Below are 26,251 nucleotides of genomic sequence, written 5' to 3'. Positions count from 1 at the left end.
TCCGTGGCCTGCGCGTCATGTACCAAAAAATTGCACTACTGAAAAACTGTGCTAAACCCAAAAACAGGAGCAGTTAATACAACAAACCTAGGACACACCCATGCAAAAGCCCAGTGGTTTCTCGACCCGGGCCGTTTTAGCTGTCGGCCTCATCTCATTGCAATACATGATCCCTCAACCCTCCCACGCCGCCTGCGTTCTCACCCCGGGAACCGGTAACGATACCTATACGTGTAACAACGGCAGTAGTGCCGGCCTGACCGATCTTTCCGGGGATAACAGCCTGACGCTCTCCAAGGGCGGCATCATTGATGGCAACGTTACCCTTGGTGCTGGAATGGATAGGGTGGAAGTCAACGATGACGCCGTGGTCAACGGCGTGGTGCAGCAAGGTCCCGGTATCGATGATTTCCTGATGAAAGGCGGACAGATCCAGGCTTTGTTCCAAGGCGATGGCCTCGACACCTTCGAAATGAGCGGCGGCACCATCGTCGACGCGTTTGAAGACGGCGATGTGGCCTACCAGAGCGGTGGCAGCATTGGCCGCGTCAATATGAAACTGGACAAGAATTTCTATGAAATGACCGGGGGGAAAATCCTGGGCAACCTGGTCACAGGCTTTGATATCGACACGATCCGCATGTTCGACGGTTTCATCGGTGGCAATATCAGCACCAGCGGCGGTGATGACAGCATCACCGTCAGGGGCGGCGTGATCAATGGCGAGATTCGCGCCAGCGTCGGCAACGATACGTTCCAATGGCTGGGTGGCGGCCAGATCAGCTCAGCGGTATTGATGGGTGATGGCGACGACACCGCCCTGCTGCAAGGCTTGAGTGAAAGCACACTGACCCACACACCCTCTATCGATGGTGGCCTGGGCAACGATCAACTGACCTTCGATACTACGACGTCCAGCACCGCCAGCCGCTACCTTGGCTGGGAGACCGTCAACCTCACCAACAAATCGCGCCTGGGCCTGGTCGGGGACTTTTTCTTCGGTGACAGTGACAGCAAAACCGGCATATTCAACATCGACGGCAGCAGTACCCTGGCCGTGACCCAAGGCAGCATCCGCCCCTACACCGCCGGGCAACGGGTGACGTTCAATAACGCCGGTACGATCGACATGACCGCTGACAACAGCGCGACCAGCGTCTTGACGGTGCATGGCAACTACGTGGGCAACAACGGCCAGTTGCATCTGCAAACCGTACTCGGCGATGAAAACTCTGCCACCGACAAACTGGTGGTGACCGACGGCAGCATCAGCGGCCACACGCAATTGGCCGTCAGCAACCTCGGCGGTGTCGGTGGGCTTACCCGCAATGACGGAATCGAGGTGGTCCAGGCGCTTAACGGTGCGGTCAGCAGCAACGATGCGTTCGCTTTGAATGGCCCGGTATCCGCTGGGGCCTATCAGTATTTCCTATTCCATGGCGGCACCATCGCGGGCAAGGAAAACAACTGGTACCTGCGCTCCTCGGTGGTCGCGGTGCAACCGCCAGCCGTTGTGACGCCGACGCCGCCCGTGGTGCCCGCTGCGCCCGTAGCGCCCATTCCGGCAAATCCGCCAGCCGTCGACCCGGACGAGCCGCCTGTCGAACCCCCGACCGCGCAACCGGTAGCACCGGTCGAGCCCCCTGCGCCAGCACCCAACCAGGTTGCGGCGGCCCACTCACCGCAGTCCGCGGCGAGCAACCCGCCATTGCCGACCGCTATCCCCGGTGCCAAGCCGATTCCGTTGTATCGCCCGGAAGTGCCGATCTATTCAGTGGACATCCCGGCGGCGCAGGTCATGACGCTGCAAGCCCTCGGCACCTTTCATGAACGCCAGGGCGAGCAAAGCCTGCTGACCGAGACCGGTGCAGTGCCGGCAGGTTGGGGCCGTGCCTACGGCAGTGACTTCAACAAGAGCTGGTCGGGCATGGTGGCGCCCAGTTTCGACGGCACGTCCAGAGGCTTCCAGGTGGGTCATGATCTCTACGCCGCCCAAACCAGTGGCGGGCAGACGCAACGCTTTGGCCTGTTTATCGGCCAGAGTCGCCTGCGCGGCGACGTCAAAGGGTTTGCGCTGGGCTGGCAAAACCATCGTTCCGGGCGAGTCAAACTCGACGGCGACAATGTCGGCGCCTACTGGACCCTCACTGATCCCACCGGCTGGTACGTCGACCTGGTTGCCATGGGCACGCGCCTGGACGGCGACAACAAGTCCGACCGAGGCGTGAAGATGGACACCAAGGGCCACGCCCTGGCGTTATCCGCCGAGGCCGGCTACCCGATCACGCTGTCCGAGCATTGGGTCGTGGAGCCACAGGCGCAGGTGATCGGCCAGAAGATCGACCTGGATAGCCAGCACGATGGTATTTCCAAGGTCTCGTTTGACTCTCAGGAGTACTGGACCGGCCGCCTCGGCGCGCGCCTCAAGGGCCGCTATCTGGTCAGCAACACACCGGTGGAGCCGTACCTGCGGGCCAATGTCTGGCACACCTTCGGCGGGAGCGACACGGTGACGTACGACGAGGTCGACCGGATCAAAAGCGATCACAAGTCATCCACGGCTGATATTGGCGTCGGTGCTGTGGCCCAATTGTCATCCGCGGTCAGCGCCTATGTGGAGGGCAAATATGGAACCGGGCTGGACGACAATAACTTTGAGGGCCCCAGCGGTAGTATCGGCGTGAGAGTGAGCTGGTAAAGCTGAAGTCTTGTCAGCGTTGGGCCTGGCACATACCAGGCCCACGGTCTCAATTGCCCCTCAAGCGATCAACTAGTGATAACCGCGCCCGCCTGCTCGTTGCAGGACCGGTGCGTGGTGGTGCCTGAGGTCCTCACGCAACCCGGTGATCAGGTTGCAAATGGCTCGACTGCTGTCGAGTTTGTCAGCGTTTATACCTTTGACTTCCAAATCCACCCGGTCACGGTCGCGCTCGTCGTAGACCCTGATCGTCAACGACGCATCCTCGGCTTTGGTGCACTCGCACCGTTTAGGCAGGAAACTTCCTTCAATAATGCTGCGAAGCTCTAGTTCTGAAAGCATGGCTAACCTCTCCTTTTTTGAGACTGCCAACCTGTATATCTAACCGACAGGCACTTGCCTGCCACGTCTTGCCAACCTTGGAAGACGCTTTCAATCAGTAAGCCTACTCGGCAAAAACCGCTGTGGTTGTAACCTTTCCTCATAAGCAAGCCGCTTGCTCATATTAAACAAAACGCTCTTTTTGGCATCATCGTCGAACTACATCGATTAAACGTTTAACCCGCAGCGTGGGGGACAGGCGTTTATGTGGAAATCCGTTTTTCGGCAACATATCGCAACCAATCAGCCCACCACCGTTAAGCCGACGGCGGTTTGCGATAACCATACGAAACATATACGATTCGTATATCAATTAAACACAGTGAACCTCATGGGCATCGTCAAGATTACCGATCAACTGCACGAACAACTGCGCCTGGCCAGCGCCGCCATGGACCGCTCCATCAACGCCCAGGCCGAGTTCTGGATCAAGATCGGCCTGCTCGCCGAACTCAACCCGCACCTGCCCTACAACGAGCTGATCAACAAGCTGCTGCTGGACAAACCCGACCTGATCCGGGGGCGTAGCTGATGATCAAGACCCCCGCACAGTTGGCCGTGATGCGTGAAGCCGGGCGCCTGTTGGCACAGGTCTTCGACATGCTCGATGGCTTCGTCGCCGCCGGCCGCTCTACCCTGGAACTGGACAGCGCCGTCGAAGCCTTCATCCGCAATGACCTCAAGGCCCGCCCTGCCAGCCTGGGGCAATACGACTACCCCTTTTGCATCAACACCTCGATCAACGAGGTGGTGTGCCACGGCATGCCCAGCGCCAAGCAGTTTCTCAAGGACGGCGACATCATCAACATCGACATCACCCTGGAAAAAGGCGGCTTCATTGCCGATTCCAGCAAGATGTACATGATCGGCAACGTAACACCCAAGGCCAGGCGCCTGGTGGACATGACGTTCGAGGCGATGTGGGCCGGTATCCGCCAGGTCAAGCCCGGCGCGCGCCTGGGCGATATCGGCCATGCGATCCAGAGCCACGCGCAAGCCAACGGCTACAGCGTGGTGCGCGAATACTGCGGCCACGGCATCGGCCGGCAAATGCATGAAGAACCGCAAATCCTGCACTTCGGCCGACCTGGCACCGGCCTGGAACTGCGCCAAGGCATGGTGTTTACCATCGAACCGATGCTTAACCAAGGCAGCGCCAAAACTCGCAGCCTGAAAGACGGCTGGACGGTGGTCACCAAGGACAACAGCCTCTCGGCGCAATGGGAACATACCGTGGCGGTGACGGCGGATGGATTTGAAGTGCTGACCTTGCAAACCCCTCAAAACCTTCACACCCTGTAGGAGCGAGCTTGCTCGCGAAGTCCTCAAGGACTGCGCGTTAAACCAGGCTACCCACTTCTTCGTTGACGTTTTTCGCGAGCGAGCTCGCGCCTACAGTGGCCTTGGCTTCAAGCTCGCGCACCAGAGGCAATACACGTTTGCCGAAATACTCCACTTCTTCCTGGAAGTGCAGAAAGCCTGCAAGCACCAAGTCCACCCCCACGGCCTTGAGTGCGACGATGCGCTCGGCGATCTGCTGCGGTGTGCCGATCAGGTTGGTCTTGAAGCCATCGTTGTATTGCACCAGGTCCTCAAAGCTGGACTTGGCCCAGTTGCCCTCGCCCTCCGGCGACGCCTTGCCTGCTTGCCTGGCCGCGTCACCAAAGGCATTGACCGCCTCCGGGTCGGCTTGGTCGATGATCTGCGCCAGCACCGCCCGCGCCTCCTCCTCCGTGTCGCGGGCGATCACAAAGGCGTTCACCCCCACCTTCACCGAATGGTGGTTGGCAGCGGCCTTGGCGCGGATATCATCGACTTGGGCCTTGACGCCTTCGGGCGTGTTGCCGTTGGTGAAATACCAATCGGACACCCGCGCTGCCATGTCCCGCGCCGCCCGCGAACTGCCGCCCTGGAAAATCTCCGGCTGGCCCAGGGGCTTGGGCTTGAGGGTGTACTGGTTGAAGCGATAGAAATCGCCCTTGAAGGTGAAATCGTCCTGGGTCCAGATGCCTTTGAGGGCACGAATAAACTCTTCGGAACGCCGATAGCGCTCATCATGCTCCAGCCAATGCTCGCCAATGGCCTGGAACTCGCCCTTGAACCAGCCACTGACGATATTCACCGCAATACGGCCATTGGTGAGTTGGTCGATGGTCGCCAATTGCTTGGCCGCCAACGCCGGTTGCCACGGCCCGGGCAGAATCGCCGCGATGACCTTGAGGGTGGTGGTTGCCGCGAGCAACGCATGGCTGAACGCCACGGACTCATGCTGGTTCTCGGCGCCATAACCTGCGGTGAAGCGAATCTGCGTCAAGCCATACTCAAAGCCCGCCGCCTCCGCCAGCTGCGCCAGCTTGCGGTTGTACTCGATGCCCCAGTGGGTGCGCTGTTCAATCTTACTGACGACCAACCCACCGCTGACGTTGGGTACCCAATAGGCAAATTTCACGGCTTGCTGACTCATCGGACGGTACCTCGCACAAGGGATGTACAAGGGCTTACGCAGCAAGCGTGCCAGGGGCAGGCAAATGCCCGTAGCGTGGAGGTTACGAGGCAAAAAGGATGATTGAAGCGCTGGCTTGCCAGTGTCTGGTATCGCAGTGATTTGTGGATCTGCTGTTGCTGGAGCAACAGTGGCGACCGGCGCCGCCAAACGTACCCACGATGCGAAGCGAGCCGCTCTTGATCTGCTCTTGATCTGCTCTTGATCTTAGGCGCCCCGTTAAACCACGCTGGCCGGAATTCGACAGGGATTTGGGGGGTAAACCGGCAGGGATGCCGGTTTAGCCGCCCCGCGCCATGGATGGCGCGTGGCGGCGCCCCCCCAAATCACTGGCGGATTACGGGCACACCGAGCCTAGGCGAGGTGCCGAGTGGTGGGGCAAGAGCCCTTTGGTTACTTTGGGCTGGGCCGGCATTCCGGCTTTTCCAAAGTGACCCGCCGTCAGGGCGGAACCCTAAGCGGCCGTTACCGCAGAAATGGATACACACACAACCCAATTGTGTCGCCTGTCAGGCCGCCTTCGCGAGCAAGCCCGCTCCCACAGTTGGATTGTGGGGTGTCAGGGAGATAGGCGTCGACTGGCAGGACGTCATCGCAGGCAAGCCCACAGTTGGATCGGGGCGTGTCAAGCAGAACACTCAGAACGCCAACTTGTACCCCACCGCCATCAACATCACCGCCAGGCACGGCCGCAATACCCCATCGGGAATCTTACCCGTCATATGGCTACCCACGTAGATCCCCGGCAACGACCCCATCAGCAAAAACCCCAGCAAATGCCAGTCCATATTCCCCATGCTGGCATGGCCCAGGCCCGCCACCAAGGTCAGAGGCACCGCATGGGCGATCTCGGTGCCAACCAGGCGCCGCGTGGCCAGGAACGGGTACAGAATAAACAACGCCACCGTGCCCAGAGCGCCAGCGCCGATCGAGGTCAGCGCCACCATGGTGCCGAGGATCGCACCTGTCACGACAGTGAGCACATTCAGATTGCGCGGGCGCAGATGGTAGGAATCGCCAGCATGACGTTGGGCAAAAGCCAACAAGCTTTTCTTGAACAGGATCGCCAGGGCCGTCAGCAGCAATACCACGCCAAGGGCCTGCTTGATCACCGCGTTCATCGCGCTGGGGTCGGTGTGCAGGCTGGCCAGGAACCATAACGTCAGCAACACCGCCGGCACGCTGCCCAGGGTGAGCCAGCCAGTGATGGTCCAGTCGATATTCTTGTTCTTGCTGTGCACCAGCACACCACCGGACTTGGTGATCGCGGCGTACAGCAGGTCAGTGCCCACCGCAGTGGCTGGGTTGATGCCAAACCACAGCAGGATCGGGGTCATCAGCGAACCGCCGCCCACCCCCGTCATGCCTACGATGAAACCCACGATCAGGCCGGCAACCACGAAACCAATATTACCTACATCCATTCCAGCTACCCGCGGCCTTATAAATTTCTGGCCGCAGGATAGCGATTTTTCTTATAACCACTTATACCGATGCGATCTGAGTTTATGCTTTTTTGGAAATCTTCACTTTTTTTTCAAAGCACTGCATCCAATGGGCGGGCCTGGGCCGTAGTCATCAGCGTAACCCTGCTGTTCTACCCAATGGAGAAACACCATGAACGCTAAAACACTGCTGTGCCTGACCGGCCTGCTCATCGCCGCGCCATCGGCGTTTGCCCAGGCGGGCCTGCCGGACAGCATCAAGGTGCCGGATGGCCACAAGCTGGCGATGCAAACCACCGGGGTCGGTGAAATCACCTATGAATGCCGCGACAAGGCCAACGCCGCCGGCCAGACCGAATGGACCTTCGTCGGCCCCAAAGCCGTGTTGAACGACCGTAACGGCCAGCAGGTCGGCACCTATTTCGGCCCACCCGCCACCTGGCAGGCCAAGGACGGCTCGACCATCACCGGCACGCAATTGGCCGTGGCACCGTCGAGCCCGGGTAACCTGCCTTATCAACTGGTCAAGGCCAACCCGGCCGAGGGCAAGGGTGCGATGAGCGGCGTGACCTATATCCAGCGGGTTGCGCTCAAAGGCGGCGTCGCTCCCGCTACGCCCTGCACCACGGCGAACAAAGGCGCCAAGGAAGTGGTGAAATACCAGGCGGATTACCTCTTCTGGGCCGCCAACTGAGCAAACTCAGCTACGCTGGCCAGGTAGGCGCGAGCAACCTCGCGCCTACCACGCGTAGACGTCTCCTCAGTGGCAGGAATTCTGATTTGGCTGAAATCATCTTTGATTATGAAGTGTGCCTGTTAGCCTGCGCCCGCGGCGATCAACGCGCCCTGCACCAGCTCTATGAGCAGGACAGCAGCCGCTTGCTCGGTGTGGCATTGCGCATTACCCGCAACAAGGCCCTGGCCGAGGACATTGTGCATGACGCCTTTATCAAGATCTGGCATGGCGCGCGCAGTTTCGACCCCCTGCGAGGCTCCGCACGGGGTTGGGTGTTCAGCGTGACCCGCCACCTGGCCCTGGACGTGGTACGCAGCGCCGGACGTGACGTGCCGCTGGACGACCAGTACGAACCGCTGGCAGAGCCTGCCCAGGCTATCGAGTTTGCCGCACGCTCCGGGCAGATCCACCAATGCCTGGAACGGCTCGACCCGACACGCCGCACCTGCATCCTGCACGCCTATGTGGACGGTTACTCCCACAGCGAAATCGCGCAAAAGCTCAGTACCCCATTAGGCACAGTCAAAGCCTGGATCAAACGCAGCCTCACCGCCTTGCGCGAGTGCATGGCATGAACGACAGCCTGGATGAACTGGCCAGCGAATACGTGCTGGGGACCCTGCCCGCCGAACAGCGCGCGCAGGTGCAACAACGCCTGGCCCATGATGCGGCGCTGCGCGCACAGGTGGATGCCTGGGAGCAGCGCTTGTTGCCTCTGGTGGCGCTGGCGCAACCGGTACCGCCTTCGGCACAGCTGTGGCGGCGCATTGAACGCCGCATCAAAGCCCCCGAAACGAGCGTGCCGTGGTGGAACCTGCTGGCGTTCTGGCGCGGGCTTTCTGCCGCGGGGCTGATGGCAAGCGTGGTGCTGGCGGCTTTGTTACTGACGCGCCCGCCCATGCCCGCACCCAGCTTCGTGGTGGTGCTGATGGCGCCACAAAGCCAGGCCCCGGGCTGGGTGGTACAGGCCAGTGATAATCAGCAGATTCAGTTGATCCCACTGGGGGTGAGGGAGATTCCTGCTGACAAAGCCCTGGAGTTCTGGACCAAGGGCGATGGCTGGCAGGGTCCCGTCTCCTTGGGGCTGGTAAAACCGGGGCAGACCTTGTCGATACCCTTGGACAAGCTGCCGCCGCTGGCGCCCAACCAGTTGTTTGAACTGACGCTGGAAGGGCCCAATGGCTCGCCCACTGGCAAACCCACCGGGCCGATCCACGGGATTGGCCGTGCAGTCAAAGTGCTTTGATCACGAAAGGTTAGGCAGCCACACACGAAACCGCGCCCCGCCCAGGGGTGACGCCAGGGCCGTCAAGGTGCCGCCCTGGGCTTCCAGGGCACGCCGGCTGATCGCCAGGCCCAGGCCAAAGCCGCCGGTGGCGCGGTCGCGGCTACGGTCCAGGCGGTAGAACGGCTCGAAGATGCGCTCGCGCTGGTCCGCCGGTATGCCGATGCCATCGTCGTCCACCCAGATTTCACAGCCTTTGGGGCATACTCGCACGCCCACCTGGATGCGCTTGTCGCAGTAGCGCGTCGCGTTGCGCAGCAGGTTCTGCAAGGCTCGGGCGGTAAGGCGCGGGTCGAGGCTGAAGCGCTCCACGGCGCAATCGAGCACCACATCGATGACGATGTCGGGGTTTTCCAGCTCATCGTCGACGCTGCCCAACACGCTGTCGATAAACTCATCGAGCGCCACCTCTACCCGCTCCGGCAACTGCGCCGGGTTTTGCAGGCGGCTGTAAGACAGCAATTCCAGCACCAGCTCATCCAGCTCCCGAATATGCGCTACCAGGCTTTGCAAGCGGTCGCGGCTGGCCGCGGGCATGTCTTCGGAAAGCGCCAGGGCCAGGCCGAAATCCAGGCGGGTGAGCGGCGTGCGCAGTTCATGAGAGACCGCATTGAGCAAGTCGCGCTGCTGGTTCAAAAGACGCTCGATGTCGTCGGCCATGGTGTCGAACACCGCCGCCAGGCCGCCGATGCTGGAGCTGGGTGCGAGCCCCGTACGCGCCTCCAGATGGCCCTTGCCCAATAGCGCGGCGGTACTTTTCAGGCGCTCCAGGTCACGCCAGTGCGGACGCAGCCACACCAGCAGGCACGCCAGCAAGGCGGCGCCGACCAGCACGTTCATCGACCAGTACAGCAGGTTCATGTCCAGCGGGTCTGGCGGCACGGTCAACTTGACTGCGAACTGCTGGTTGATCGGCGAACTGATTTCTTCCATCCAGCCCCATTCGCCCAGGCGGATCACCGGTTTGCCTTGCTCCAGCAGCTGTTCTTCCTCAGGGGTATAGCGGGCGTCCTGGCGCAGCAACAGCTGCACCTTCAACGGCGCAAAATCATGGCTCAACTGGTCGGTCACCTGGGACCAGCGCTCCACCGGCGCCCGCTGGTACTGCTTGACCATGAGCTTTTGCAGGCCACGGGACTGTTCGATGTTGTAGTCCATGTAGCGGTGTTCGAACAGCTGGATCACCAGCTTGGGAATCAGGTAAATCGCCGCACTGTAAGTGACGATGGTGATCAGGTAGAGGCGCAGCAGTACGCGAAACATGCTTCAGCATTCCCACTCGGAACGGCTGAACAGATACCCCTTGCCCCACACCGTCTTGATCTTGCGCGCCTCGCCCGCATGGTCGTCGAACTTGCGCCGCAGCTTGGAGATGGCCACGTCCACCGAACGGTCGGTGCCGTTGAACTCGATACCGCGCAGGCGTTGCAGGATCTGATCGCGGCTGAGCACTTCGCCGGCATGCCGGGCCAGCACCACCAGCAGGTTGTACTCACCGCTGGACAGCTCCACCGCCTGCTCGCGCCAGGTCACGGTGCGCTCGGACAAATCGATGCAGAGGTTGCCCATGACGATCTGGTCGCTGGCCACCTGGGGCTCGGACAGGCTACTGCGACGCAGCAATGTGCGCACCCGGGCCAGCAATACGCGAGGCTCACAGGGTTTGGTCACATAATCGTCGGCGCCCATTTCCAGGCCCAGTACCTGGTCGTGGCTGTCATCGCGGGCGGTCAGCATCAGGATCGGCAGGCCCGCCGAATCGGCGCGCAGCAAGCGGCACACCTGCAGGCCGTCGAGGCCTGGCAGCATCAGGTCGAGGATCACCAGGTCCGGTGGGTTCAGGCGTGCGCGTTCACGGACATGGTCGCCACGGCTGAGCACGCTGACGTGGTAGCCATTGCGTTCCAGGTAGCTGGCAATCAGCTCGGAGAGTGCGGCGTCGTCTTCCACCAGGAGGATGTTGGGCATGGTGTTTCCAAATAATGCGGTTTGTTGGTGTGTCGCAGGATTGTGCAAGGATATACGCCCCCGGCGCCCTGCGCGCCGTACCTTACACTTCTTCACAGACCCGCTACACAGCTTCACAGCACCACGGCGCAGGTGCCCCTAGGATGCGCCAGTCAATATTGGGATAAGAGCATGTCGAAGAATCTATTTGCGCCGTTTTGCCTGTTGGCCCTCACACTGGCGCTGAGCGCGTGTGGTCAGTCGGCAGACGAGGCGCCACAAATGCCCCTGGCCAAAGTGCGGATCGAAACCCTGCAGGCCAAGCCCCTCTCTATTACCAGCGAACTGAGCGGGCGCATCGCCGCACCGCGTATCGCCGAAGTACGCGCACGGGTCGCCGGGGTGGTCATGCAGCGGGTGTTTAACGAAGGCCACGACGTCAAGCAAGGCGACGTGTTGTTCCGTATTGACCCGGCGCCGTTCAAGGCCGACCTGGACAGTGCCCAGGCCAACCTGAGCAAGGCCGAAGCCAATGCCTTCCAGGCGCGCCTGCAAGAACAGCGCTACAGCCAATTGGTCGAAGGCAATGCCATCAGCGGCCAGGAGTACGACAACGCCCGCGCCGCCTTGCGCCAAACCAACGCCGAAGTCGCCGCCAACAAAGCCGCCGTCGAGCGTGCCAAGCTGAACCTGGGCTATGCCACCGTGACCGCCCCCATTTCCGGGCGCATTGGCCGCGCCCTGGTGACCGAAGGCGCACTGGTGGGCCAGAACGAAGCCACGCCGCTGGCGATTATTCAGCAACTGGACCCGATCCACGCCGACCTCACCCAGTCCACTCGTGAGTTGAATGACCTGCGCCGTGCGTTTCGTGCCGGCAGCCTGAAACAGGTCGGCCAGGACCAGGCCAAGGCGACCTTGATCCAGGACGACGGCAGCCAGTATCCGTTGCCAGGCAAATTGCTCTTCGCTGACATCAGCGTCGACCCAGGCACCGGGCAGATCATCCTGCGCAGCGAGTTCCCCAACCCGGACCTCGACCTGCTGCCGGGCAGCTTTGTGCGGGTGCGCGTGGAACAGGCCGTCGACAAGCAAGGCCTCAGCGTGCCGCAACGCGCCATTACCCGTGACAGCGCCGGTATCCCGATGGTGTTGCTGCTGGATGCCGAGCAGACCGTCAGCCAACAACCGGTGGAACTGGGCGCGGTGATCGACAATCGCTGGATCGTTACCAGTGGCCTCAAGCCCGGCGACCGCATCATCGTCGAGGGCCTGCAACATGCGCGCCCCGGTGAAAAAGTTGAAGTGGACGACAGCCCGCTCGTAAAGGAATAACCCGTCATGCCGCAGTTCTTTATTGACCGCCCGATCTTCGCCTGGGTGGTGGCTTTGTTCATCTTGCTGGCCGGTGCGCTGGCCATCCCGCAGTTGCCGGTGGCCCAGTACCCCAACGTCGCGCCGCCCAAGGTGGAAATCTACGCGGTGTACCCCGGCGCCTCGGCCCAAACCCTGGATGAGAGCGTGGTCAGCCTGATCGAGCAAGAGCTCAACGGCGCCGATCACCTGCTGTATTTCGAATCCCAGAGCAGCCTGGGTTCGGCGACCATTACCGCCACGTTCCAACCGGGCACCAACCCGGAAATGGCCCAGGTGGATGTGCAAAACCGCCTCAAGGCCGTGGAATCGCGCCTGCCCCAGGCCGTGACTCAGCAAGGCTTGCAGGTGGAAAAAGTCTCCGCCGGCTTCCTGCTGCTGGTCACATTGACCTCCAACGACGGCAAGCTCGACGACGTCGCGCTCAGTGATTACCTGGCGCGCAACGTGATGAACGAGCTCAAGCGCCTGGACGGGGTCGGCAAGGCCCAGTTGTACGGGGCCGAACGCGCCATGCGTATCTGGATCGACCCGCAGAAGCTGATCGGTTTCAACCTCACGCCGGCCGACGTCAACGCCGCGATCAGCGCCCAGAACGCCCAGGTCTCAGCGGGCAGCATCGGTGACCTGCCGGGTACCCACACCCAGGAAATCACCGCAGCGGTGCTGGTCAAGGGGCAACTGTCCACCCCGGCGGAGTTTGCCGACATCGTGCTCAAGGCCAACCCCGACGGCTCCACCGTGCGCATCGGCGATGTGGCGCGGGTGGAAGTCGGCAGCCAGGAGTACCAGTTCTCCACCCGCCTGAACGGCAAGCCGTCTACCGCCGTCAGCGTGCAGCTATCGCCCGGCGCTAATGCATTGAGCACCGCAACGCTGGTGCGGGCGAAAATGGACGAGTTGTCGCGCTACTTCCCCGCCAATGTGGAATACAAGATTCCCTACGACACTTCGCCCTTCGTCAAAGTCTCGATCACCAAGGTGGTCTACACCTTGCTGGAGGCGATGGCGCTGGTGTTCGCGGTGATGTTCCTGTTCCTGCAGAACGTGCGCTACACCTTGATTCCTACGCTGGTGGTGCCGATCGCGCTGATGGGCACCTTCGCCACCATGTTGCTGCTGGGTTTCTCGATCAACGTATTGACCATGTTCGGCATGGTGCTGGCGATCGGTATCCTGGTGGACGATGCCATCGTGGTGGTGGAGAACGTCGAGCGGATCATGGCCACCGAGGGCCTGTCGCCCAAGGACGCGACGAAGAAAGCCATGGGCCAGATCACCGGGGCCATCATCGGTATCACCCTGGTGCTGGTGGCCGTGTTCCTGCCGATGGCCTTCATGCCCGGCTCGGTGGGGGTGATCTACCAACAGTTCTCGCTGTCGATGGCCACCTCGATCCTGTTCTCGGCGTTCCTGGCCCTGACCTTGACCCCGGCCCTGTGCGCCACCTTGCTCAAGCCGATTGCCAAGGGCGAGCACCATGCCAAGGGCGGGTTCTTCGGCTGGTTCAACCAGCGCTTTGACCAACTCACCAACCGCTACGAAGGTTGGGTGGCCTATGCCCTCAAGCGCAGCGGCCGCTACTTGCTGATCTACCTGGTATTAATAGTGGGCATGGGACTGTTGTTCAGCCGCCTGCCCTCCTCGTTCCTGCCGGTGGAAGACCAGGGTTACACCATCACGGATATCCAGTTGCCGCCGGGCGCCAGCAAGAACCGTACGGTGCAGGTGGCCGAACAGATCGAGGCGCATAACGCAGGCGAGCCTGGGGTGGGTGATACCACCATGATCATGGGTTTCAGCTTTTCCGGTTCCGGGCAAAACGCGGCGCTGGCGTTTACCACGCTCAAGGATTGGTCGGAACGTGGCAGTGATGACTCGGCTGCCTCGATTGCCGATCGCGCCAACATGGCCTTCAGCGAACTCAAGGACGCGATTGCCTACGCCGTTCTGCCGCCACCGGTAGACGGCCTGGGCACGTCCAGCGGTTTCGAGTTCCGCTTGCAGGACCGCGGTGGCGTCGGCCATGCCGGGTTGATGGCCGCCCGTACCGAATTGCTGGACGCTGCGGCGAAAAGCCCGATCCTGGCCAACGTGCGCGAAAGTGCCCTGGCCGAAGCGCCACAAGTGCAGCTGGAAGTGGACCGCAAGCAGGCTAATGCCCTGGGTGTGTCGTTTGCCGACGTAGGCAACGTGCTGTCCTCGGCGATCGGCTCGGCGTACATCAACGACTTCCCCAACCAGGGCCGTATGCAGCGCGTGGTGGTGCAGGCCGAAGGCGACCAGCGCAGCCAGGTGGCCGACCTGATGAAGATCCACGTGCGCAACAACGCCGGGAAGATGGTGCCGCTGTCAGCCTTCGTCCAAGCCAAGTGGACCCAGGGCCCGACGCAGTTGACCCGTTACAACGGCTACCCGGCCATCGCCATCAGCGGTGAAGCGGCGCCGGGGCACAGCACGGGCGAGGCCATGAACGAAATCCAGCGTTTGGTCAGCCAACTGCCTGCCGGGCTGGGCCAGGAATGGACGGGGTTGTCATTGCAGGAACGCCTGTCCGGCTCCCAGGCACCGCTGCTGTTGGGCCTGTCGTTGCTGATCGTGTTCCTGTGCCTGGCCGCGCTGTATGAAAGCTGGTCGATCCCTACCTCGGTGTTGCTGGTGGTACCGCTTGGGGTGCTGGGCGCGGTGTTGGCCGTGAGCTTGCGCGGGATGCCCAACGACGTGTTCTTCAAGGTTGGCCTGATCACCATCATCGGCCTGTCGGCGAAGAACGCGATCCTGATCATCGAGTTCGCCAAGGACCTGTATGACCAGGGCGAGGACTTGATCGACGCCACCTTGAAGGCGGCGCGGTTGCGATTGCGGCCGATCATCATGACGTCCCTGGCGTTCATCCTCGGCGTGGTGCCCTTGGCAATTGCCACCGGGGCCAGCTCGGCCAGCCAACAGGCGATTGGTACCGGCGTGATTGGCGGGATGATCACGGCGACATTGGCGGTGGTGTTTGTGCCGGTGTTTTTTGTGGTGGTGATGAAGCTGGTGCGCAAGCGCCATAAACCAAACTGATCAACGCCGTAGCCAATGTAGTGGCTTGCAAGTTATAGCCGTGGACGGTAACCACGATGCGAAGCGAGCCGCTCTTGATCTTGCTCTTGATCTGCTTGTGATCTTGATCTCAGGCGCCCCGTTAAACCACGCTGGCCGAACGCAGGCTTGAATTCGTGGGTAACCCGGCAGGACGCCGGGTTAGCCGTCCTGGGCCAAGGATGGCCCATGACGGCGGCCCACGGATTCAAGCCGGAGTGAGGGCACACCGAGCCTAAGCGAGGTGCCGAGTGGTGGGGCACGAGCGTTTTGCTTACTTTTGCGCTTTTCAAAAGTGAGCCGCTGTCAGAGCGGAACCCTAGGTGGCCGTTACCTAAATAACGGATATGTACCCGGTCCAACTGTGTTGACTGCCAGGCCGCCTTCGCGAGCAAGCCCGCTCCCACAGTTGGATTGTGGGGTGTCAGATAGATAGGCGTCAGCCGGAAGGCCGTCATGGCAGGCAAGCCCCCCTCCCACAGGGTTATTGATTGCATTCATGATCAGGTACACCCGAATAAGCTATGGTGCTCACACATAGTTCTTTGTGAGCCACCATGCCCTTCCTCGCGCGCACCCACCCTCGCCTCTCATATGCCGCCCTACTGGGCCTGGCCGTCGGCCTCCTGGTGCCGGCCGACACCCTCGCCAGCAAAATCCTCATCGGTTGGAACGCCGGGGTCTGGACCTACCTCGTTCTGATGCTGTGGCTGACCATTCGCGCCAAGGCCGAGGACGTCAAGCGCATTGCCGAAGTCGAAGATGAAAACGCCGGCCTGGTGCTGTTCATGGTGTGCATCGCCGCCATCGCCAGCCTGGCCACCATCACCTTCGAACTGGTGGGCAGCAAGGACCTGGCCGCTTCCGAGCGTCTGCTGCACTACGGTTTTACCGGGCTGACGGTGATCGGCTCCTGGCTGCTGATCGGGGTGATTTTCAGCGTGCACTACGCCAGGCTCTATTACACCTGGCCAGGCAAGGAACCCGCCTTGCGTTTTGCCGAGGGCTTGCTCACGCCCAACTACTGGGATTTCCTGTACTTCTCCTTCACCATCGGCGTCGCGGTACAAACCTCGGATGTGGGCGTCGCCACCCGTGGCCTGCGCAAGGTGGTGCTGGGGCAGTCGTTGATCGGTTTTTTATTCAACACCGCCATTCTCGGCTTTTCGATCAACATCGCCGCCGGGTTGTTTGGCTAGACTGCACAAACCTTCTAGACGCGCACCCCGGCGTCGGCCGCTAATTGCACTTCACTTTCCGACTCGGTGCTGTATGCCTGCGCACAATTGGATCGACCTGTCCCAGGACGCCGACACCGGTATCGAGACCCTGCGCGCGCATTTCGAAGGCCATGCCTATGACCCCCATTGGCACGACAGCTACCTGGTGGGCGTAACCGAACAAGGCGTGCAGCAATTCAACTGCCGGCGCATGCGCCATGACAGCGTGCCGGGGCAGGTGTTCCTGCTCGAGCCTGGGGAACTCCACGACGGCAATGCCCCGACGGTCGACGGCTTCACTTACCGCATGCTCTACCTCGACCCACAGTGGCTGGAGCGGGAAATTTCCAGTGTCTTTGAGGAGGCACCCGCCCATCATCAACTGAGTTTCGCCAGCACCTTGGCCAGCGATCCGCGCCTGGCCCTGGCCACCAGCCATGCGTTTCAGAGCTTGCATCACGGCGAGCTGCGGATCGTGCGGCAAAGCGCGCTGGATCACTTGTTGGAACGCCTCACCGGCCAGCTTTACTGGCGCATGCGCTACCGCGATGACCCACGTTTGCCACAGGTGGCGTACAAGGCCCGGGAATACCTGCATGCCCATCTGCATCAGGACGTCGGCATGGATGAGCTCGCGCTGGCCTGCGGCGTTGATCGCTTTCGCCTGAGCCGCGCCTTCAAGAGCGCCTTCGGCTTGCCGCCCCACGCGTATCTGGTGCAACTGCGCCTGGCCCGTGCCCGGTATTTATTGGCCAAGGGCGATCAACCGGCAGACGTGGCGATGGCCCTGGGTTTCGCTGACCAAAGCCATTTGGGCCGCTGGTTCATGCGGGCTTACGGCCTGACGCCGGCTGCGTACCGCAAGCGCTGCACATATCTTCCAGACCGATAACGCGCAGGCTTGTAAAGATGGACTTCCTTGAAGAGTTCACTGGAGTCCCCCGCTATGCTGTCCACCTTCGTGCCTTTCATGCTGTTCGCCTTTGTCGCCTCCATCACCCCCGGCCCGACCAATATCCTGGTGCTCAGCAACAGCGCTCGTTACGGCTTCAAGGCTGCGCTGCCAATCATCCTGGGGGCGTGTGTAGGGGCATCGGCAATTGTGCTGCTGGTGGGTTCCGGTGTGGGCCAGTCATTGGTGCAACTGCCCAAAGTGCAAACGGCGATGCAGTGGGCCGGTGTGACCTGGCTGAGTTACCTGGCCTGGCAGATCTTCAGGGCGCCAGCCCAGGCCATCAGTGCCGATGACAGGCAAAAACCTTTGGGCCTGTTGGGTGCCGCGGCCCTGCAATTGATCAACCCCAAGACCTGGATGATGGCACTGGCGGTGGTCAGCGTGTTTGCTGACCAGGGTGGGCAGCGCCAGGTGGCGTACCTGTCCCTGATGTTTTTCCTGATCGCCTTGCCCTGCCTCGGCGCTTGGGCCTTATTGGGTGCCGGGTCTAGCCGACTCTTGCGCTCCCCCAGCACCCTGCAAGCGTTCAACCGAATCATGGCCTTGCTGCTGTTGGGCTCAGCCTGGCTGAGTGTGCTGCTTTGAAGGCGAAAAAAAGGGGAAGCCTAAGCTTCCCCTGTTCGGTTGAATGAATGCATTAAAAGTCGTAACGCACGCCGAAGTTGACACCCCATGGCTGGTCGACGGTTTTGCCACGTGTATGCTCGAGGTCCGCATGCAGCTTGACGTTCTGAGACACCGACATCGCCACACCACCGGCCATTTCAATGCGCGAACCGAATACATCGTTATTGAAGCGCTCGCCGTTAACCGTGACCTTGTTGTTGTGGTTGAACTCATGGGCCAGCGCCGTACGCAAGTACGGTTGCAACACACCACCGCTGTCCAGTTGGATATTCTTGCCCACCGTGACGCCCGCCTTGCCCACAACCGACGCCGAACGATCACCTTTAGCGTGCAGGCCATTGTCCAGATCGTAACTCTGGGCCTGGGTGATCGCCGCGTTGAGTTGCCCGTAGGGTTCAACGAAGTAACCGTCATCGAGCTTGATATGCCGACCGACTTCCACCGAAGCCCCCACGGCGTTCTGGGTGTAGTTGCCCTTGGCTTTCTTGCCGTCGCTCATGCTCACGTTGACTTCGTTATGCAAGCGGTTGAGCTTGACCACACCGTCGAAATACAGGCCGCTCTCGTCATCGAGCCAAGTGGCATAACCGCCTACGTAGTAGCTGTCGACCGTACCGCCACCGGAACGGTTGAGGTCGATATCGGAGGTGCTGTGACCGGCCATCACACCGGCCACCCACTGCCCATCGCCGCCGTACAGCGGCGTGTCGATACCCAAGGTAAAGCCGCGCTGGTTCTGCGTGTAGCCACCACCATCCTGGTTGCCGCTGACCTCGTACTTGTTGCCGTAGCCACGCATCCAGAAACCTTCGTTGTTGCCTTGGCTGAAACGCAACTCACCCATGCGGGTACGCAACAAGGTCATCTCGCCGTACAACACCGTGGGCGAGGTGTTGAACAACGCCATCACCGCTTTGGTGCTGTTGCTGGTGCCGCGACGGTTAGGGTCCAGGTACCAGTCGGTGTCTTCCTGCTTGAGCCCGTAACTGTAGGCACCTGCGTCAACCGTTCCGCCGACCAGGGCGAACTGTGCATCACCGCCCTCGGTGCTCACCACGCGAATCGGCTCGGCCGTTGCCAACTCCGATCCCGTGGCCGCCAGCAACAGGCTGTGGTTACCTTCGGCAATGCCATTAACGGCGAGCAAGTCGGTCTGGCCGCTGCCAAAATCCGTGTGCATCACGAACGTGCCATCGCCCGACAGGCTGTCGACATCCAACCGGTAGAACTCATTAGGCCCACCAAAATGCACGCTGCCGCCCGCCATTTTCAGGTCGCCGACTTCGCTGTCGCCCACCAGTGCCCAGTGGGAGGCGTTGTTTACGCTTAACTCGGCCACGTTTTTCAGCTGGCCGGTCAACCACGAGCCGTTGTTGAGCTGCAACTTGGCGGTGCTGCCCTCCTCGACCACGACGTCACCGAACAAGGTGCTGCCGTCGACATTCATGTTGGCGAAGGAGCCGCCGGTAACTTCGAGGATGTTGCCGTTGCCGCCCTTGAGGGTGGAGCCGTTGACCACCTGAATGTCAGCGTTGGTCGTGCCGTATGCATCCCCCTCCACCAGCAGTGCCGCGCCGTTGCGGCCTTCAACATGCGAGCCGTCCAGTACCAAGGTGCTGCTATTGAAGTCAGCACTTTCATAACTCAGGCGCACACCATTCTCGCCGCCGGTGATGGTACTGCCGACTGCATTGGCAGAACCGCCGTATAACAGCACACCAACGCCGTCCTCATCAGTGGCAATCACGTCCGAACCATAAAAGTTCAGCTCGCTGAACGCCGTGGCCCGTGCACCGGTGGTAGAGCCCTGGATGACACTGTCGAATACAGCGGCGGTGGAGCCATCCTCGGTGAGAAAGTTACGCGCCGCCGAGAGGCCGACACCGTTGTTATTGATGACAGTGCTGCCCCTGATGAGCGCTTGGCTCCCCACCAGGTTAATGGCGACGCCGGCCGACCCTCTGGCTTCTACGGTGGCGTTGTTCAGGTAGATTTGCGCACCTTGGCTGGCGTAAATATCTTGCGCCTTGGTCCCGGCATTGAGCGTCAGCGTGCCTGCCGTGACGCGCGACTGCCGCAACTGGGCAGCATTGGCGGTCAAATGCGCGCCCTGGCCAATGACCCAGTCGTCGATCCGAGACCCCGACTCGATCGTGCGCTCCATGCCAGGATGGAGGGTTGAGGTGGCGTGGGTGACTGAGGCCCCCAGCAGCAGCAGGCCTACTGCCGGCACTTGGAGCGCCAGGGCCAGAGGATGTTTTTTGAACCGTGCGTTAATCGACATTGCATGTATACCCGTAAAGAACCTTCCCGAAAGGGAACGAATTGACCGGCACCAAGCGAGACAGGCCCAGGTCATGACGGGGCGCAGATTATTAAGAGATGGGTGAACGGGTATGTAGGATTTATCTGTGGTTGATCAGTGAACTTCCGACTTATTTCGTATGCTCATAAAAAAGAGGAGCAAGGCTCCTCTTTTCATTACAGCGACCCGCTCTTTTTCAATTGGGCCAAGGCGAACTATCGCAGTAAATAGGACCAGGTCGAATCCCCCTTACCCACAAAATAGCTTCGGCGGATGTGATGGGCGAAGGGACACCCGTGAGCGGAACGGTGTAGGTGATATTGACCGACCCCATATCCGTCGCTGCCTCATTGATAGGCTTCACATAGGTTGCATAGGGCCTGACGGGAACCGTGAAGCCCACTTGGGTGTGCTCGAAATTCAGCGGGCCGAAAGCAAAGGTCCCAGTCGCAGTTGCAATGGGGACAGCGCCATCATTGTCACTGCAACCCGTCCAATTGAGCGTAACAATCATCCCAATCGCCAGCAATTCGTGAGGCGGCACGAACACATGCACTTCACGGTTAGCCCCTTGCAGCGTAAAGCATCCGATTTCTGCAGGTGCTCCGCCCGGTCCCGGTATTTCCGGTAATGCACCTGTGACCCTGGGTGCAGGGAACGCAATCACATTGGCGTTGACGTTTACATCCTGGATAGGCGACGACGTACGGTTGTGGGTGCTGCTAAGCGCGATTTCATAACGTAGAGGGATGAGGCTGTTGGAGTGTTTATGGATATAAGGCCATGGAACAACCATATCGACAGCGTCACCGGGCAGGGCCACTGTGGGATCCACCGACTTTCGATCAACCGCCTCGTTCTGGTAATACAGCACGATATCGAACGCCTGGGCCGAGGGCAGCGGGGCAGCGCTCCAAAGCGTGACCACCACGTCGGCGTCCATGTTTGCATCTTCGTCATTCAATTCGTTTGTCAACCCTGAACCACGGCCTGTCAGTACCGGCAGTGGCAAATTCGGGTTGGTGGGTTCAGGGTCCCAAGGGTTGACCGGGCCACCCACCTCCAATTCGATATCGATATTGGTCGCAGTAGGTACCCAATACAGCGTGCCACCTCTGTTAACCGCATATTCCACTCGCAGGTTGATGGGCCCGCTGCTCGTGCCATACAAGGCAAGGCACGTTGCGAAGTCCACGGGGAAATTGAACGGCAGCGGGGAACCGCCCAACGGGTAAGGCCCCACATCCCGAAAGCCATGGAGGGTGGTGAGCCGCACAACAAATTGGTCTAGCGAGCGATCAGCATCATAATTTGGAATAATCACGAACATCCCGCTGGAAGCTGCGGCATCGGCGCGGTCAAACAAGCGATCACCCACACCCGTCAGCGAAATGGCGTCCCTGACACCCGGCGGGGTCAGCGTCGGAGCCGGTTTTAGTGCCACATTGATCGGCAACTCGAACGACTTGTCGCTGATATTGCCGGCCACATCCACTAAGCGGTACACCAGACGCCTTGGGCCATCCGCTGTATCAGCCATGGCCTGGGTGAAAAGTACCGCCCTATCGGGGAGCACGGCTCCCTCGGCGATCACCGTCAATGAATCACCGTAATACAAACGCCATCTGTCGCCAGGGTGGGCGCCCTCTGCGTCGTAGGCAGGGATGCCAAATGGCACGCCCCCAGGGTTTGCATCCAGTAGCGCCTGTGTGATGCTGCCCGTCCATCCAGGCGGCAGCGTCAAACGGCGAGGTCCGTCCGGGATGCTGTCATAGGGTGCGGTGCGGTCGATGACCAGTGGAGCCTCACTGGAGCCAGAATCATTGCCACCGAACGAGATGACCCTGTAACTGAGAGTGTGCGTGCCTTCAGTGAGAAATCGCCTCGCGATGTTTACCATATGCGTGGTAGGTATGGGAGAGGTAAAAAATATGGGCTCACTGCTGATACGCCCACTTTGGAAATCACCAATGTCATCCAGATGAATGTCCAGCGTATCGGGCCTTGCGGCGATGGTCGACGCTGGAGACCACACAGGAATCTCCACTTCTAGAAAGTTTTTATCCGCTATTTCTCTTGACACCAGGCCTGGGTACATCGTCGGATCAACAAGACCTTCTATAGAAGGCGCGGGTAACACAATAGGCACCGCAGCAACACCCGTTGTTTTTTTGATGGGTCTAGCCTCTGTCTTTTTCATGTAATGTCTCTCCACGCATAGTTTCTTTATTTATTTAATAGTCAACCCCTATTAAATCCACCCACCGTCTTTGCATGGGCGACAACCAGGCGTACTAAAAGCCGACTTCATTTATAACAACGGGGTATAACGCATGACCCCGATACTTACGCAATGACATGACTGTTATCAGTTCCTTACTCCGCACAGCCCTCTTGCACATCATCACAAAATTCGAAATCTCCAGGCTGACAGAGACGCCCCGAACCCGGACTTATCCGGTCAATCCGGACTTGCCCGATCCGTGAGTGTGCGATCAACGCGCCGCCGCGCCGGACGAAGTATTCAGCGGTGGCCGACGCGTAAATACGCATCGGTTCAATTTTGGTTTCCCACGGCCAGACCCTGACCGACTGGCCACCCGGCACATAATTCACGGTGGTGGAAAAGTCCGTACCATCGATGGGCTCTTCCCAGTTATTCTTTAAATAACCTTGCCAAAAAAACTCAATCTCATCGCCGGGACTAAATCGAAAGTCATCACGTATAAACCAATAAACACCGTGACAAATAGGAGGCTTTGATTCACAGGTGAGGTACCTGGCTGGGCCGTGCAAACTGTGCTCAATCAACGGCGCATCAAAACGAACTAATGGCGCGGCATGAACATTAACGTATGTATTATCTGACTGCTGTTCATTCACGCCATTACTCGTGGTGTAGTAGACCGGCAAATCTATATAGTTCCCGCCATCGACAATCACACTGCCGGGCACGTCCGTGAATTGCACCGGCAGATCAAACGTATCCCCAGGCTGAACGGTATAGTGGGCGACCGGCCCGACGCCGTTCCAATACAACTCCAGCAACTGGCCAGCCACTGGGTTCTGGTAAAGGCGCACCCACACTTCAGCCCCGGCAGTCGCATCGCGAAAGTCGAGTTCGTTGTGCAACCCAGAGCCCTTGCCAAATACGTCCACGAGCCCCAGCGTCGGGTTAAGCAAGGCAGGCGCATTGGCGTGGTCTTGCCCGGCGACGGTTAAATCAACCCAGAAAAAACTCGACGGTGAAGGCACAGGAGGGCGGCCGACACGATGGATTTCGTAATGCACCTCCACCTCGGAGAGCGCCAGAGGACCCGGGCCGCGCAAGATATCCCAAGGTATGGGGACCTCAGCCGGGAACCCCGTGATGGCTTGTCCAGGCAGCACAGGACGTCCGTCCCAAATCATCACAACGCTGTCGCCCGGCGCAAAATTATCGTACTCACTCGGAACCCGCGCCGTGACGACCGCTCGTGCGTCGTCACGTTTGATCAGGAAATCAATGTAGGCAGGAGGACGAATATCGGGCCATGGCAGGTTAATCGGGGTGGCGATGAGCAGGACCTGAAAATCCATCGGCGCGCTAAAGCCGGAAAAGTTGCCTGCGCGATCGTACAGACGGTATTGCAAGTAGGCCATGCCATTATTCAGACCGCGAAAATGCTCTGCGGGTATCCTCAGAATCAAGGGGTCGGTGACCCCTGCAAACTCCTGGCTACCTGTCTGAACGGGAGGGAATGGCGGGGTATTATTGCTCAGGTAATACCCGGCTCGGTCCCGACTGGCACGACCGATGTAAGCGGGCACTTGGACTTCAATAAACGGGTTGGCGGCCAGCACGGCTTCGGTGATACCGGACGCCTCGATTGCCGGGTCAACAAAGCGTGCTTTATCGTCCGGGTCCTGAAACCTCGGGGGGGTATTATCCACTGTCAACACGGTAGGAAACGATGGAACCGGATCACTGCCCCCATCGCCCACCGTATAAAACGCCTCCACCACAGCATCGGGTTCGCGCATGTAATCGGCGGGCACATAAAGCGAGTAAGGAAAAAGCGCCGGGTTGAGTGGGCCGGTGAATGTCTGCACGTCAGCCGGGACCTCCACACCGCGCACACGCCACCACAACGTAAGGGTATGGGTCCTGCCAATTCCCGGGCCAGGCGTCCATTGCGGAACGCGACACTCCAGAGGCATCAACGATACCGGCAGCGGAATCAACCCCTCCGGGTCCGTGGGGTCAACCCCAACGACCTCATCAAAAACGGGCAATACCCTGGCCTCACCGCCGGAGCCAGCCAGTACATGGAAATTGCGTGCAGAGGCCTTTTCTGAACGAGTCATGCGGAGTTCCTTCTGGTGATGCCTGGTCAGAATTAAGCACTCAATAGCCCGCCTCGCCTACTGTCAGAACTAACAGGTACACCTAGCCATTCATCGGTTAATTAACGGGCGCACGCTGGGCATGCTCGTAAACGGCTTGACTAGGACGGCTGTCCTGGTGTCTTCTGAAACCGGTTTCAGGTGCATGCCGTTACCAACCACACCAATAAGAAAGGCCCGCTACCGTGACTTCATTCTCCGCCGCCCAGCGCAGCCGCGTGACCATGCTCGACGTCGCCGAGCGCGCGGGCGTATCCAAGGCCAGCGTGTCGCGCTTTATCGGCGATGACCGCGCCCTGCTCTCCGATGCCATCGCCCTGCGCATCGAACAGGCTATCGACGAACTCGGTTATCGCCCCAACCAGATGGCCCGTGGCCTCAAGCGTGGGCGCACGCGCCTGATCGGCATGCTGGTGGCGGATATCCGCAACCCCTACTCCATTGCCGTGATGCACGGCGTCGAAACCGCGTGCCGCCAGCACGGCTACAGCCTGGTGGTGTGCAACACCGACCGCGATGACGAGCAGGAGCGCCAGCATCTAGCAGCGCTGCGTTCGTACAACATCGAAGGGCTGATCGTGAATACCCTCGGCCATCACCTCGACCAACTGCTGGAACTGCAACGGGAAATGCCCCTGGTGCTGGTGGACCGCAAGGTCGAGCCCTTGCACAGCGACCTGGTGGGGCTGGATAACTCGGCGGCAGTGCGCATGGCGATGGACCATCTGCAACAGCAGGGTTACCGCGAGGTGCTGCTGGTGAGCGAGACCACCGACGGCACCAGTTCGCGCCTGGAACGCCTGGCGAGTTTCAACATCGAGCTTTCCAAGCGCCCGGCGCTGACAGGCGCCGTGGTTGAACTGGATGGCGAACTGGAAAACCGCCTGCAAGCCTTTCTCGCCAAACCCGGCCCCAAGGCAGTGTTTTGCGCCAATGGCGTGGCGGCACTGGCCTGCACCCGTGCCCTCAAGGCCCTGGGCTGCGACCTGTTCGGCGAGGTGGGCCTGATTGCCCTGGATGACCTGGACTGGTACCCGCTGGTGGGTAGCGGCATCACCGCCCTCGCCCAACCGACGCAAGCGATTGGCGCCAGCGCCTTCGACTGCTTGCTCAAGCGCCTGCGCGGCGATACCGCCCCCACCCGCACCCTGGATTTTTTACCCGAGCTGATTATCCGCGGCTCGACTCAATCCCCTGTGGGAGCGGGCTTGCTCGCGAATGCGGTGTGTCAGCCGCTTCCAAGCTGACTGACACACCGCATTCGCGAGCAAGCCCGCTCCCACATTTTGTTCTGCGCATGAAAAT

General features: G+C 60.3%; 20 protein-coding genes. 12 read left to right on the top strand and 8 right to left on the bottom strand.

Annotated elements, in window-relative coordinates; genetic code table 11:
* Positions 1-100 precede the first annotated feature (100 nt).
* Entirely contained in the window at positions 101-2,698 is a 2,598-nt protein-coding gene (locus N2A98_RS11795; RefSeq protein WP_275623469.1) for an autotransporter outer membrane beta-barrel domain-containing protein, read from the top strand.
* 72 nt (positions 2,699-2,770) lie between these two features.
* On the opposite strand, the gene N2A98_RS11790 is transcribed toward N2A98_RS11795, so the two are convergent.
* A complete protein-coding gene (locus N2A98_RS11790) occupies positions 2,771-3,040 on the bottom strand; it encodes a DUF1652 domain-containing protein (protein ID WP_044273505.1) in 270 nt (89 codons plus the stop codon).
* 370 nt (positions 3,041-3,410) lie between these two features.
* On the opposite strand from N2A98_RS11790, the gene N2A98_RS11785 reads away from it, so the two are divergent.
* Both N2A98_RS11785 and map read left to right on the top strand, forming a co-directional pair.
* Positions 3,411-3,611 carry a ParD-like family protein gene (locus N2A98_RS11785; RefSeq protein WP_003190946.1) on the top strand — a complete coding sequence of 67 codons (201 nt, stop codon included), beginning with the start codon at positions 3,411-3,413 and terminating at the stop codon, positions 3,609-3,611.
* The gene (map, locus tag N2A98_RS11780; RefSeq protein WP_044273504.1) at positions 3,611-4,381 is read left to right on the top strand and encodes a type I methionyl aminopeptidase; all 771 of its coding nucleotides are present in this window, start codon (positions 3,611-3,613) and stop codon (positions 4,379-4,381) included. The genes N2A98_RS11785 and map overlap by 1 nt, the downstream gene beginning before the upstream one ends.
* Positions 4,382-4,418: 37 nt before the next feature.
* On the opposite strand, the gene sfnG is transcribed toward map, so the two are convergent.
* Together sfnG and N2A98_RS11770 are read right to left on the bottom strand one after the other, a co-directional pair.
* A complete protein-coding gene (sfnG, locus tag N2A98_RS11775; RefSeq protein ID WP_072434079.1) occupies positions 4,419-5,543 on the bottom strand; it encodes a dimethylsulfone monooxygenase SfnG in 1,125 nt (374 codons plus the stop codon).
* Between the two features lie 677 nt (positions 5,544-6,220).
* Positions 6,221-7,006 carry a sulfite exporter TauE/SafE family protein gene (locus N2A98_RS11770; protein WP_003190943.1) on the bottom strand — a complete coding sequence of 262 codons (786 nt, stop codon included), beginning with the start codon at positions 7,004-7,006 and terminating at the stop codon, positions 6,221-6,223.
* A gap of 193 nt (positions 7,007-7,199) precedes the next feature.
* On the opposite strand from N2A98_RS11770, the gene N2A98_RS11765 reads away from it, so the two are divergent.
* The 3 genes from N2A98_RS11765 to N2A98_RS11755 all read left to right on the top strand — a co-directional run bounded on the left by N2A98_RS11765 (position 7,200) and on the right by N2A98_RS11755 (position 9,009).
* Positions 7,200-7,721: a DUF3455 domain-containing protein gene (locus tag N2A98_RS11765; protein ID WP_003190941.1), complete on the top strand. Its 522-nt coding sequence runs from the start codon at positions 7,200-7,202 to the stop codon at positions 7,719-7,721.
* A gap of 86 nt (positions 7,722-7,807) precedes the next feature.
* Positions 7,808-8,338 carry a sigma-70 family RNA polymerase sigma factor gene (locus N2A98_RS11760; RefSeq protein WP_032892062.1) on the top strand — a complete coding sequence of 177 codons (531 nt, stop codon included), beginning with the start codon at positions 7,808-7,810 and terminating at the stop codon, positions 8,336-8,338.
* Positions 8,335-9,009: an anti-sigma factor gene (locus tag N2A98_RS11755; RefSeq protein WP_275623468.1), complete on the top strand. Its 675-nt coding sequence runs from the start codon at positions 8,335-8,337 to the stop codon at positions 9,007-9,009. The genes N2A98_RS11760 and N2A98_RS11755 overlap by 4 nt, the downstream gene beginning before the upstream one ends.
* On the opposite strand, the gene N2A98_RS11750 is transcribed toward N2A98_RS11755, so the two are convergent.
* Together N2A98_RS11750 and N2A98_RS11745 are read right to left on the bottom strand one after the other, a co-directional pair.
* On the bottom strand, positions 9,010-10,311 hold the full coding sequence (locus N2A98_RS11750; RefSeq protein WP_044273499.1) for an ATP-binding protein: 1,302 nt from the start codon (positions 10,309-10,311) through the stop codon (positions 9,010-9,012). It lies immediately after the preceding gene.
* Between the two features lie 3 nt (positions 10,312-10,314).
* The gene (locus N2A98_RS11745) at positions 10,315-11,016 is read right to left on the bottom strand and encodes a response regulator transcription factor (protein ID WP_003190934.1); all 702 of its coding nucleotides are present in this window, start codon (positions 11,014-11,016) and stop codon (positions 10,315-10,317) included.
* A 171-nt stretch (positions 11,017-11,187) separates the two neighbouring features.
* Between N2A98_RS11745 and N2A98_RS11740 the strand changes: the two genes are divergently transcribed.
* From N2A98_RS11740 to N2A98_RS11720, 5 genes are all read left to right on the top strand, one after another.
* Entirely contained in the window at positions 11,188-12,330 is a 1,143-nt protein-coding gene (locus tag N2A98_RS11740) for an efflux RND transporter periplasmic adaptor subunit (protein WP_047710733.1), read from the top strand.
* A gap of 6 nt (positions 12,331-12,336) precedes the next feature.
* The gene (locus tag N2A98_RS11735) at positions 12,337-15,435 is read left to right on the top strand and encodes an efflux RND transporter permease subunit (protein ID WP_275623467.1); all 3,099 of its coding nucleotides are present in this window, start codon (positions 12,337-12,339) and stop codon (positions 15,433-15,435) included.
* 575 nt (positions 15,436-16,010) lie between these two features.
* Positions 16,011-16,652, top strand: coding sequence for a DUF1345 domain-containing protein (locus N2A98_RS11730; protein WP_275623466.1), 642 nt, complete (start codon positions 16,011-16,013; stop codon positions 16,650-16,652).
* Between the two features lie 73 nt (positions 16,653-16,725).
* On the top strand, positions 16,726-17,565 hold the full coding sequence (locus tag N2A98_RS11725) for an AraC family transcriptional regulator (RefSeq protein ID WP_275623465.1): 840 nt from the start codon (positions 16,726-16,728) through the stop codon (positions 17,563-17,565).
* Positions 17,566-17,619: 54 nt separating this feature from the next.
* Positions 17,620-18,213 (top strand): LysE family translocator, encoded by a 594-nt coding sequence (locus tag N2A98_RS11720; protein ID WP_275623464.1) that lies wholly within the window; start codon positions 17,620-17,622, stop codon positions 18,211-18,213.
* A gap of 52 nt (positions 18,214-18,265) precedes the next feature.
* Here N2A98_RS11720 and N2A98_RS11715 read toward each other — a convergent pair whose 3' ends face one another.
* The 3 genes from N2A98_RS11715 to N2A98_RS11705 all read right to left on the bottom strand — a co-directional run bounded on the left by N2A98_RS11715 (position 18,266) and on the right by N2A98_RS11705 (position 24,907).
* Positions 18,266-20,539, bottom strand: coding sequence for an autotransporter outer membrane beta-barrel domain-containing protein (locus N2A98_RS11715; RefSeq protein WP_078803196.1), 2,274 nt, complete (start codon positions 20,537-20,539; stop codon positions 18,266-18,268).
* Positions 20,540-20,756: 217 nt separating this feature from the next.
* Entirely contained in the window at positions 20,757-22,760 is a 2,004-nt protein-coding gene (locus N2A98_RS11710; RefSeq protein WP_275623463.1) for a hypothetical protein, read from the bottom strand.
* A 176-nt stretch (positions 22,761-22,936) separates the two neighbouring features.
* Positions 22,937-24,907, bottom strand: a complete 1,971-nt coding sequence (locus N2A98_RS11705; RefSeq protein ID WP_078803198.1) for a hypothetical protein — start codon at positions 24,905-24,907, stop codon at positions 22,937-22,939.
* A 224-nt stretch (positions 24,908-25,131) separates the two neighbouring features.
* Between N2A98_RS11705 and N2A98_RS11700 the strand changes: the two genes are divergently transcribed.
* Positions 25,132-26,193, top strand: a complete 1,062-nt coding sequence (locus N2A98_RS11700) for a LacI family DNA-binding transcriptional regulator (RefSeq protein ID WP_275623462.1) — start codon at positions 25,132-25,134, stop codon at positions 26,191-26,193.
* Positions 26,194-26,251 lie beyond the last annotated feature (58 nt).

The sequence above is a fragment of the Pseudomonas sp. FJ2-5-13 genome, from assembly GCF_029201605.1.
Lineage (GTDB): Bacteria > Pseudomonadota > Gammaproteobacteria > Pseudomonadales > Pseudomonadaceae > Aquipseudomonas > Aquipseudomonas lactis.
This window is presented reverse-complemented; position numbering and strand designations above follow the sequence as displayed.